The organism is Sphaerospermopsis reniformis, assembly GCF_005402885.1.
GTDB classification, from domain to species: domain Bacteria; phylum Cyanobacteriota; class Cyanobacteriia; order Cyanobacteriales; family Nostocaceae; genus Sphaerospermopsis; species Sphaerospermopsis kisseleviana.
Genome location: NZ_BJCE01000194.1, coordinates 1 through 10,602 on the forward strand (window position 1 = coordinate 1; position 10,602 = coordinate 10,602).

The 10,602-nt window shown below is 35.6% G+C and carries 10 protein-coding genes and 2 tRNA genes; 1 reads left to right on the forward strand and 11 read right to left on the reverse strand.

The window, feature by feature from the left end; translation table 11 throughout:
• Positions 1–262: 262 nt before the first annotated feature.
• Entirely contained in the window at positions 263–2,428 is a 2,166-nt protein-coding gene (topA, locus tag FFR48_RS20905) for a type I DNA topoisomerase (protein WP_137668702.1), read from the forward strand.
• Positions 2,429–2,482: 54 nt separating this feature from the next.
• On the opposite strand, the gene FFR48_RS20910 is transcribed toward topA, so the two are convergent.
• The 11 genes from FFR48_RS20910 to FFR48_RS20960 all read right to left on the reverse strand — a co-directional run bounded on the left by FFR48_RS20910 (position 2,483) and on the right by FFR48_RS20960 (position 10,283).
• A tRNA-Lys gene (locus FFR48_RS20910) sits at positions 2,483–2,554 on the reverse strand.
• Between the two features lie 232 nt (positions 2,555–2,786).
• A complete protein-coding gene (locus FFR48_RS20915; RefSeq protein ID WP_096572429.1) occupies positions 2,787–3,371 on the reverse strand; it encodes a hypothetical protein in 585 nt (194 codons plus the stop codon).
• A 98-nt stretch (positions 3,372–3,469) separates the two neighbouring features.
• Positions 3,470–4,726, reverse strand: a complete 1,257-nt coding sequence (locus FFR48_RS20920) for a glycoside hydrolase family 10-like protein (RefSeq protein WP_096572430.1) — start codon at positions 4,724–4,726, stop codon at positions 3,470–3,472.
• Positions 4,727–5,757: 1,031 nt separating this feature from the next.
• On the reverse strand, positions 5,758–6,018 hold the full coding sequence (locus FFR48_RS20925) for a hypothetical protein (protein WP_096572431.1): 261 nt from the start codon (positions 6,016–6,018) through the stop codon (positions 5,758–5,760).
• A 385-nt stretch (positions 6,019–6,403) separates the two neighbouring features.
• Positions 6,404–6,595 (reverse strand): RNA-binding S4 domain-containing protein, encoded by a 192-nt coding sequence (locus tag FFR48_RS20930; RefSeq protein WP_096572432.1) that lies wholly within the window; start codon positions 6,593–6,595, stop codon positions 6,404–6,406.
• A 146-nt stretch (positions 6,596–6,741) separates the two neighbouring features.
• Positions 6,742–8,223, reverse strand: coding sequence for a glycolate oxidase subunit GlcD (gene glcD, locus FFR48_RS20935; RefSeq protein ID WP_137668707.1), 1,482 nt, complete (start codon positions 8,221–8,223; stop codon positions 6,742–6,744).
• 78 nt (positions 8,224–8,301) lie between these two features.
• The gene (locus FFR48_RS20940; protein WP_137668703.1) at positions 8,302–8,637 is read right to left on the reverse strand and encodes a XisI protein; all 336 of its coding nucleotides are present in this window, start codon (positions 8,635–8,637) and stop codon (positions 8,302–8,304) included.
• Positions 8,625–9,041 (reverse strand): XisH family protein, encoded by a 417-nt coding sequence (locus tag FFR48_RS20945; RefSeq protein ID WP_137668704.1) that lies wholly within the window; start codon positions 9,039–9,041, stop codon positions 8,625–8,627. The genes FFR48_RS20940 and FFR48_RS20945 overlap by 13 nt, the downstream gene beginning before the upstream one ends.
• A gap of 37 nt (positions 9,042–9,078) precedes the next feature.
• Positions 9,079–9,175 (reverse strand) — tRNA-OTHER (locus tag FFR48_RS20950).
• Entirely contained in the window at positions 9,166–10,017 is an 852-nt protein-coding gene (locus FFR48_RS20955) for a hypothetical protein (RefSeq protein ID WP_137668705.1), read from the reverse strand. The genes FFR48_RS20950 and FFR48_RS20955 overlap by 10 nt, the downstream gene beginning before the upstream one ends.
• 44 nt (positions 10,018–10,061) lie before the next feature.
• Positions 10,062–10,283, reverse strand: a complete 222-nt coding sequence (locus tag FFR48_RS20960; protein WP_137668706.1) for a DUF1902 domain-containing protein — start codon at positions 10,281–10,283, stop codon at positions 10,062–10,064.
• Between the last annotated feature and the right edge of the window lie 319 nt (positions 10,284–10,602).

Sequence of the window (10,602 nt, forward strand, 5' to 3'; positions counted from 1 at the left end):
CGAGATAAATCAGGGGTTTCTCCTGATCAAAATACTTCTTCGTGTAGATGGTTGTTCCTACTCGCAGTCCAATCATATCATATTCGCGGCGAATAAATTCGCCGTTGGCACTTCCTCCACTGTAAGATAGCCAAGTGGCTTCCGTGCCTTTCGGCGATTTTCTTGTGAATATAGATTTGAAGATGGTAAAAAAATCTATGGTTTTTACTTTAACCCATGATCATAATTAATTCTATACTTTTCGGTTAAGGTTTTGTACGCTATGCCCAAACGCCTCTTAGTGGTTGAATCACCCGGTAAAGTCAAAAAACTGAGTCAAATTCTCGGTACAGATTGGATAGTTCGTGCTAGTTGTGGACATATCCGCGAACTCAGTAACGAGGGTGAAGATTCGCTAGGATTTACAATAGAAGGTAACAGTGTCCGCTGCCATTATATCCCCCGTGACCAACGCGCTAAAGAAACCATTCAACAACTTAAAACTGCTGTTAAACAAGTTGATGAAGTCATTTTAGCAACGGACCCAGATAGAGAAGGAGAAACCATTGCTTGGCATCTCAAAGAAACCCTGGGATTAAGAGAACCCAAGCGAGTAGTTTATACTGAGATTACACCATCGGCGGTTAAAAGTGCGATCGCTCATCCTAGAAAACTTGATTCTAACTTAATCGGTGCGGGATTATGTCGAGATTGTCTCGATAAGCTAGTAGGATACAAAGGTAGTCCTCTAGTTTGGGCATTAAATAATGGTGCAAAAAGCGTCGGTAGAGTACAAAGCGCGACATTACACCTCATTTGTCAGCGCGAAAGAGAAATACAAGTATTTGTCCCCCAAGATTATTGGAGTGTGTGGGTAGATTATCAAGAAGGATTTCGCGTTTTTTACAAAGGTACAGCTAACACTCCCACAGAAACACCAAAAACGGAAACGGAAACCCACGATGATGCAGCTAGTAATAACCCAGACAAACCAGAATCTAAGCGGGTTTTATCAGAAGCAGAAGCAGATAGATTAGTTGCAGAAGCCAAACAACATCCCCATCAAGTCATCCAAGTTGAAGGTAAACTCACCTATCGTCAACCCCCTCCACCTTTTACTACTTCCACCCTACAACAAGCAGCCGGATCTAAACTGAAATTTGCCCCGGAAAAAACTATGCAGGTGGCACAGAAGCTATATGAGGCGGGTTTAATTACCTATATGCGAACAGATTCAGTGATGTTAAGTCCTGAATTTTGTGCCAGTGCGCGTAAATGGTTAGAAGATCATGATCCGCAAAACGTACCACAACAAGTAACAAAACATCGTAGTAGCAAAACAGCACAAGAAGCACACGAAGCAATTCGTCCTACAGATGTATTTCGTCCGTCGGTACAGTTACGAGCAGAATTACCTGAAGATGAGTTTAACCTGTATGTGATGATTTGGAAAAGAGCAGTTGCGTCTCAATGTCGTCCCGCACAGGTGAGAAAGACTTTAATAATTACTCAATCAGGTAATATTTTATGGCAAGCTAGGGGACAAGTTGTAGAATTTTATGGTTATGCGAAATATTGGCCTAATTTGGGTAAAGATGCCGTTTTACCAATTGTACAACAGGGGCAAAAATTAACTTTAGAAAATGCCGGACATGAAAAGAAACAAACCCAACCACCACCAAGATATAGTGAACCAAAACTGGTACAATTAATGGAAAGAAAAGGTATTGGTCGTCCTAGTACCTACGCGCCTACAGTGGCTACATTAAAGAAACGTAATTATATTGAATTAATAAAAGATCATCTTCATCCTACAAGTTTAGGGTTAGAAGTTGATGAGTTTTTACAAAAGGCATTACCAGATTTATTAGAAGCAGAATTTACCGCCAAGATGGAAGCCGAATTAGATAAAATTGCTGAAGGTAAAAATTCCTGGCAATCTTATTTAACTACTTGGAATGAAAGTTATTTTGTCCCTGCGCTGTCTAAAGCTAAAACTGTGGTTATTAATTCAGGAAATACTGGTAATAATCATGGTAAAGTTGAGCGTAAATATGAAAGTTCAAAAACCAAATGTCCTGAATGTAGTAACTTTTTAGCGAAAATTCCTAGTAGTAAGGTGAAGAAGAAATACTTTCTTAAATGTGTGAGTGGGTGTGAAAATATTGTTTTGTTTTGGAGTGATTTTCATAAACGTTGGGAAGCACCGAAAACTAAAACATCAGCAGATGAAAAGACTAATAAATCGGAAACTAAACTCACATCTTATCCTTGTCCGGTATGTAAGAAACCGTTGGAGGAGTATAGTTATATTAAAGATGGGGAGAATAAAACTATGTTACGGTGTTCTGGTCAAGATTCTTGGAAGGATAAAAAACATAAGGATGCGGCTTATTTTCATACTGCAAAAGGGTGGTGGAGTCCTAAGTTTGGGAATTTGATAATATAAAAATAAATTTATCACATATATATGTTTTAAAATACTGATTTGGCATGAAAGCAGTGGGTGATCTGAGATTCGAACTCAGAACCAGCGGATTAAGAGTCCGATGCTCTGCCGTTGAGCTAATCACCCATCAATAAAAACTATAATAGCAGACTTTTGAGGCTGGCGCTAGTGGGGCAGTTGAAAAACTGGATGCAGGGGAAATTTAACAGTGAAGGTGATTTGCTGATCTGCATTTTCAACATTAATAATACCGCTTAACCATAAATGATCAGTTTTTTCCAAAGGCTATTCTCCGAATGCTTCGCCCTTACATTAGTCATTAGTTATTAGTCATGAGTTAATTCTACCCAATCACCAATCACCTAAACAACCTGTAAGCACTGATTCCTGTAAGGATACCGACTACCAACCAGGTAATAGCTAAACCGACAACTTCACCTAAAAATAACTGTGTCCAATGACGTAAAAATATACCTATAACCGAACCAATACTGAGAGCTACTGCCCAACTTGCACAATTGAGGAACATCCAACACCATCCCCAAGGGAGTGATGAGGGAATAGCTAACCACCATTGTGCCAGTCCAATTACCATACCACCAATACCCCCGGAAATAATTCCAAAGAAGATGCGGAAATAAAACAACTCTGTTGACAGTACAAACCAACCCACAGCACCAACACCGATAGTAGTGATGAGTACCCAACCTAAGACTGTGGAGATCATCCAGCTTAAAGGTAAAATTTTTTGTCTGAGGAGATAAGATTGGGGAAGGGCGATCGCAAATCCACCAATAGCAACATCTAACACTCTGACATCAGACTTTTCACCAATTTCAATCAAAAATAAACTGAAGATAAAACTACCTAAAGTAGTCAAACTCCACACCAAAGTAAAAGTATACAATTTACTGAATTTATTTTTGATAGCGGCTAATTCCATTTTATTTTTGGGAAATTATACTTTATTTAACACAACTGACGCAAAACAGAATAAAAGTAGGGGTAATTCATGATTACCCCTAAGCAAGAATGGGGTTTTTAGTCTAATCTTACGTAAGTTCTATTTAAATTTAAAGGTTTAACAGCCTTATTGGCAAACATCTCTAAAAAAGCCTTACGTCGTTTTTGGGGTGATTCAGGAGAGATGTAACCCCACAAACTTTCCCAATAGAAGAAAGAAAAGCCAAAGAATTTATGATCTCGCACAATTTGTACCTGTTCTTTAATACTTTCAATATCTACAGGACTAAGTAAAGTTCCTGTAGAAATGCCAATGCTCACAGGAATCTTCTTCATTGCTAATTTTACCGCAGGTTTTTCAATTTCGGCAATAAAAGATTTTTTATCATCTCGATATACCTGCAAAATCAATTCATCTACCCAACCTTTATTTACCCAATTTTCCCAATCTTGTAAATAATATTTATAGGCAAAATACTGAGAATTAGGAGAAAGGGATATTTTCGCTTGGGGCTTAATTTTTTTGACTGCTTGATTGATTCTGCCCATAAAATTAGTAATTTTATCTGCTCGCCACTGCATCCATTTTGCATCATAAGGATCAGTTGGTGGAGTCTTTCCTAAATGTTCTTTTTGGTAAAGTTTAACTGTAAATGAATCATAACCAAATTCTACAGGCATTCCAAAGTGATCATCAACTTGAATACCATCAACATCGTAATTTTTCACAACTTCTAAAATTAAACCCAATATAAATTCTTGCACTTGGGGATGGAGAGGATTTAACCATACCTGCCGATTAAAAACACCATTCTGGTTAATTTCTTCTGGGAGATTTTCGTGAACAGAATTTATGCCTTTTTGCCCACTGGTTAACCATTCTGGATGTGCTTTTGCTAAAGCAGAATTAGGGGGAGTCATAAACCCATATTCAAACCAAGGAATCACGCTTAAATTTTTATTTTTTGCCAACCTGACTAACTTCTCTAAAACATCATTTCCACTATTGATGAAATTCAACAAAGGTTCGGTTTTTTCACCAATTATACTTTCAGCAACCTTACTTTTATAGAAAGTGTAACCTCTATTCCAAACCACTGGATAAATAGTATTAAAATTCAGTGCTGCTAATTGGTTTATTGCCCTTTCAACACCCCAAGGTACAAAAAGCACACCACTAGCAACATTAGTCAACCAAACACCGCGAACTTCTGTAGTTAAAAAACTTGTTTTTTGAGAAACAATCGAAGTTGAGGAAATCGGAAATATGGTTAAACTGAATATAAAACCCAAACAAATTAAGAAGGAAAAACAACGATATATTACCCTATTCATCTGCTAAATAAACTTAGGTTACTCATATACAGCAGGAGTCAGGAGTCAGGAGTAAAACTGGTTTTGTGTATAGTTTTTAACTTATATTCTGTACCGTATGGCTAACGCCACGCTATCGGCTGACGCTCACGGCGAAGCCTGATTGATTTGCAATCTGCTGTATATAACTATATATAACTACAAAATCAAATGATATTGCTCAGGATTATGTAATGATATGATAATATTTTGGTTCAGCTTCTGTTTTCTCTGGATTTTCGTATTTTTTAAATCCATCTTCCATACCAAAGAATAAAAGTAAGCTGATATGCAGCTAAACTGTATAATTAAAAAACCTGAAGTTACAGTAGCACAAGCATCTTGCTTGTATTAATTATTCAAGTTAAAGGCATAACAGCTTATCAGCACAAAAGACCAGGATAAAATGTCGCATGAGGCTGGTTTTATCTCAGACTTGTTATTCTTTCAATCCTAATAAACTCAATACCATTTCTGTATGAAGATGCAATAATCAGACTTTTGTCAAATTATACATTGTAGGGGCAATTCATGAATTGCCCCTACAATTTATAGCGCAACCTCACATAGAATTGGTATAAAAAACCCTTTGCTTCTCAATAAGCTGTTACACCGCTAAATTGTATAATCCTAATATTCTGAACTCTTGTGGAACAAGCCTCTTGCCTGTTCCACTTATACAAATTAAATGCACAACAGCTTAGAACTCATTTGGGATCTATGCAGAAGTGTTGAATGTTAAGATTTTGAGGATATTGTCTAAATTGTGCATTGGTATTGGTGATACCAAATTTGAGCAATTAATGACTCTATTCTCAATAGACAATGGATTTTACCTGGGTAAAATGCAAAGATTGTAAAGTTTTATTGCAGGATTCAACACTTGTGGGTTGATTAGTGAAATTGATTATTTAGTGAAGTTTAGACAATAAAATCTTATCTTTATTGCTGCCTGACTCCCCACTCAATTCTCCTCAAGGTTTTTTTCAACTTTTTCAGCAAACCCTACTTGACTAAGTATTGCAAAAATTATCCAATCTAATCTCCTTCCAAATCTCAGAAACCTGCCACCCTGTGTTACCAACAGAATGAACTATGGGATTATCCCGCACAGGAATATAATCAGGAACTTGATTTTCTATATCTATTACTCTTCTCTCCTCAACTAACGGTTCTGGTTCATTAGTAATCTCAGTTAGAATATTTTCCTCTTCTAACTCCATACTCTTGATTTTATCGAGAAGTAACTTTTCAGATTTTTTAATTAGTTTCATATTTGATCCATTGAAATGAAAGTTTTGAAAACTTCATACAGCAGTTTGAGAATCCTATCATTGATTTTCAGACAGACTAGGATAGTCTTTCAATAAAGTTTTGAAAGATCCGCAACAAGCTTTGATGAAGTTGAATTGCACAAAATTACCTTGGGAAAACTATGATACAACAAATTAATGATCAATAGGTGTATTTTGCTAAAAAAATTTCTTATATATTTTAGATATCTCCGAAAATTACATAAATAAGCATAACCTGAAACCCATTCGTAGGGACAATTCATGAATTGTCCCTACATCTTTTTCGGAGAAGTTTATTGTATTCATGTTGCTATAATAAGCTGCTTGACAAATACAAGCGAGTGCTATTGTGTTATGTTTCTCATTAGGAAATGATATCCCCTACTGTAAATGTTTTCCCTGTGACTGTTACGGTGTCATCTTCTAATAATTTACGCCCCCGTCGAGTTTCCACCTCACCATTAACTTTCACCTCACCATTAACAATCATGATTTTAGCTTGACCTCCAGTAGAGGCTATACCTACAAACTTTAAAAACTGATCGAGTTTAATCATTGTATTTAAGGAGTCAGGAATCAGGATAAATATTACTAATAGACATCTCCGGTAATGAAATGTGCATAACCTGAAACCCTTGTAGAGACGTTCTATAGTCTCTACATTGATTGTCGGACAGGTCTAATGACTAATGTATCATCAAATTAAAACCTTTCTACATTAGCAAACTTTTGAGGTGATGCTTTTGCAGCTTCTCCACAGGTGCGGGGTGTAGGAAACATTTTACCAGGATTAGCCAAACCTTGAGGATTAAAAACTTGCCTTACCCATTGCATAGTTTCTAAATCTGTATCACTAAACATATCTGGCATATAACATTTTTTATCAGCACCAATGCCATGTTCACCAGAAATACTACCACCAACTTTAACACATAATTTGAGAATTTCTCCCCCCACTTCTTCCACTTTTTCCAATTCCCCAGGAATAGAATTATCAAACAAAATCAAAGGATGTAAATTACCATCACCCGCATGAAAAACATTGGCAATTCTATAACCATGTTTTTTACTTAAAGCCTCAATTTCATTCAAAACATAAGGTAATTGTGTCCGAGGAATTACCCCATCCTGTACATAATAATCTGGGCTAATATGACCTGCTGCTGCAAAAGCTGCTTTTCTGCCTTTCCACAATTTTAACCTCGTTTCTGGGTCAGATGCAGAAGTGATATTTCTCGCTCCATTTTGTAAACAAATATCAGCCACTCTTTTTTTATTCTCAGCAACTTCTACTTCTAAACCATCAATTTCTACTAATAAAATTGCTGTCGCATCACGGGGATAACAATTAGTAGCAACAACATCTTCCACAGCGTTAATACTAATATTATCCATCATTTCCATACCACCAGGAATAATCCCCGCACTGATAATATCAGAAACACTTGCAGCCGCAGCTTCCACACTGGTAAAATCTGCTAATAAAACACAAATTGATTCGGCACTTTTGAGGATTTTTAAAGTTATTTCTGTGGCAATTCCTAAAGTTCCTTCTGAACCTACAAAAACACCTGTTAAATCATAACCTGGCATTTCAGGAATTTGTCCACCGACATCAACAATTGAACCATCAGGAAGGACGATTTTTAAACCTAAAACATGATTAGTTGTGACACCATACTTTAAACAATGTACACCCCCCGAATTTTCCGCAATATTACCACCAATTGAGCAGATAATTTGACTAGAAGGGTCTGGTGCAAAATAAAAACCAGCACCACTAACAGCTTGTGTCACCCAACTATTAATAATTCCTGGTTGCACAACTACACGCTGATTTTCTAAATCAATTTTGAGAATTTGCCGCATTAAAGAAGTGACAATTAAAACCGAATCTTCAACGGGTAAAGCACCACCTGATAAACCTGTTCCCGAACCTCTAGCGATGAAAGGAACAGAATATTGATTGCATATTTTGACAATTTCTGCTACTTGTTCAGTAGTGCGGGGTAAAACTGCTACTGCGGGACGTTGACGATAGCTGGTTAAACCATCACATTCGTAGGTTAATAGTTCTTCTTTGCGTTGGACTACTCCTTTTTCTCCCAGTACAGCAATGAATTTTTTGATGATGGGTTTCCAGTTGATTTGTTGTTGATTTTGGGATTTTTCTTGGGTTTGCATCATGGTTTTTTTTATGGGTGGTAGATGTTTTTATTTTCTCACGCAAAGGCGCAGAGTCGCAGAGAGGAAGAGAGATTTTTAGGCTACTCCATAATCTGTATAGGGACGTTTATAAGGAGGATGTAAACCTAGTACAATATCTTCTTTGGGAACGCCCATTTTTACTAAGTCTGCGGCGGGATTTTCTTCTGTTAAATTTTGTTGTAGCCAAATTTTGCCGTTTTTAATATCTAGGTGGATGATAGTTATATACACGCGGTTTAAATTTTCCCATCCCACGTTCATCCATTGATAATGGTCGTTTTCTGTGTCAAAGATCAGTTGTACATCTACTTCGTTAGTGGAAATATCGTCTTTGGCGTAATTTGTGAGTAGGGTTTTAATGTATTCTCGATATTTGGTTATTTTATCCATTTTACAATCACCTCATTCTCTGGTTCATATACCACTAATAAAACTTGATACCTTTTGAGAGCTATTTGTGTAAACTCAAGTTGAAAAAATGTCTGATAAACTTCAAATGGAACTGCCATATATAGTATACGATCTGCTTCAATAGCTTCTAAAGCCAGACGATAACTGAGAAACTGACCCAAAGCAGCATAAAAATCGGTAATAGCGGAAGGATTGATAAAACTTTTGATTTCTACTGCGATTTTCTCATTTTCTCTTTCAGCAGCAATTAATTTTTCAGCACCTAAGTCAATTTTAAATTTGACGCTGCCAAATTTGAATTTTAGTGGATCATCTGTAATTAACCACTGCTCTTTTTGTAAAGCGGTTTTTACTGCTTCGTGAAATATATCTTTTGCAGACACGGGTAACACCAAATATAAACTAGCTACCTACATTTTATGGGGAAGATGGGAGTTGAACCCACAACCGTCCCCTTGGAAAAGGTTCTCGTAAGAACCCTTTTCAAGAGGGGGCTCTACCATTGAGCTACTTCCCCAATAAGTTATTTACTTCATAATAACTCAGTATAGCACCTAATGTAATTCTTGCAAAGTGTTGAAACTTTTTTATAAGTTTTTCTCTGTCTTTATTTTCCCATGATTGAATAGGCTTATACTGATCTTCAAATTCCTTAATCAGATATTTATAGAGGTTATCTACACCAATCTTGGTAATTATCAGATGATCAATTTTTTCTGATAACCTGCGAATAATATTTAAAATATCAATTAATTCCATAGATTCAAAGTGATAAACTTGTTTTTTTGTAAAGTCTAGTACCTTGACTTGAAGATTATTTTCTCCTAACCAAAATTTGTTTAAGTCTTTGCCATTTTCTTTTATACAGTCTGCAATCTCTTTTTGATATGCACGTTTTTCATCTCTGTGAACAATGCTATTACGTCTCAAAGATATATATTCTAATGTCTTAAACTCTATTTCTAACAATCCATCGGTATCTATTATTTTAATATTTTTCTCGACTTTGTCTAATATTTTATTAGGAAATAATTCAGGTAGACTTGTAATATAAGTTTTTGCAAAAGAATAAACATCTCTCAAATAAATTTCAAACTGAGAATAACTTAAAACAAATAAACTGCGTAGAATAAAATTTCTAGTTTTTTCACTCTCATCTATAATTTCTGTCATCCGTGAATTAAACTGATCGGCAAACTTGTTTGTTAGAAATAAATCACTTGTATATTTATCTGGATTATATTCTATTTTCGACTTGTTATCAATAATGAATTGTTCAGAAATAAAAATAAAATGTGAATAATGTGTATTTAGTTCTGAAATTTTTTGATGTAATACCACAAGTTCTTTACTACGCATTTTAAATATCTATCCTATAATTTAGATGAAACCGATTCTGTTTATTATGTTCCAACAAGTTCAATAAATGAAATATAACCTAAATAATCAGCAGGTACAATATTATTCAACACCAATAATTCTGGAATCATAACTCGCAATTTTTCTGTTAAAACTTCAATTGTCGAAGCTTCTGTAACCAAACCTGGTACATCTTCGCTAGTTGCAACCCAAACTTCTGTTTCTGCATCCCAAAATGCTTCTACTTGATAAGTGATTTGTGTCATAATTCCACAATCTCTAGACTGAACATAAAAAAGAATGAATTATCAATCAAGATAGAATATATATTATACTTCATTTTCTATGTTATTAACAAAATAACATTACTTTTTTCTTGCTTTTTCCTCTCTTCCTTCTTCCTTCCTCCTCTCTTCCTTCTTGTCCTTCGCTCCTTCGTGGTTCAATCCTATCTTTTTTGGGTCTTCATTACATATTATGCTAGATTGCGTTCACAAAAACCATAAAACCCTTATGATATAATAAATACGGGCATTATTTATTAACATTTTAGGTATTTGTCATGGGATATGGCTTTTTGCCTTT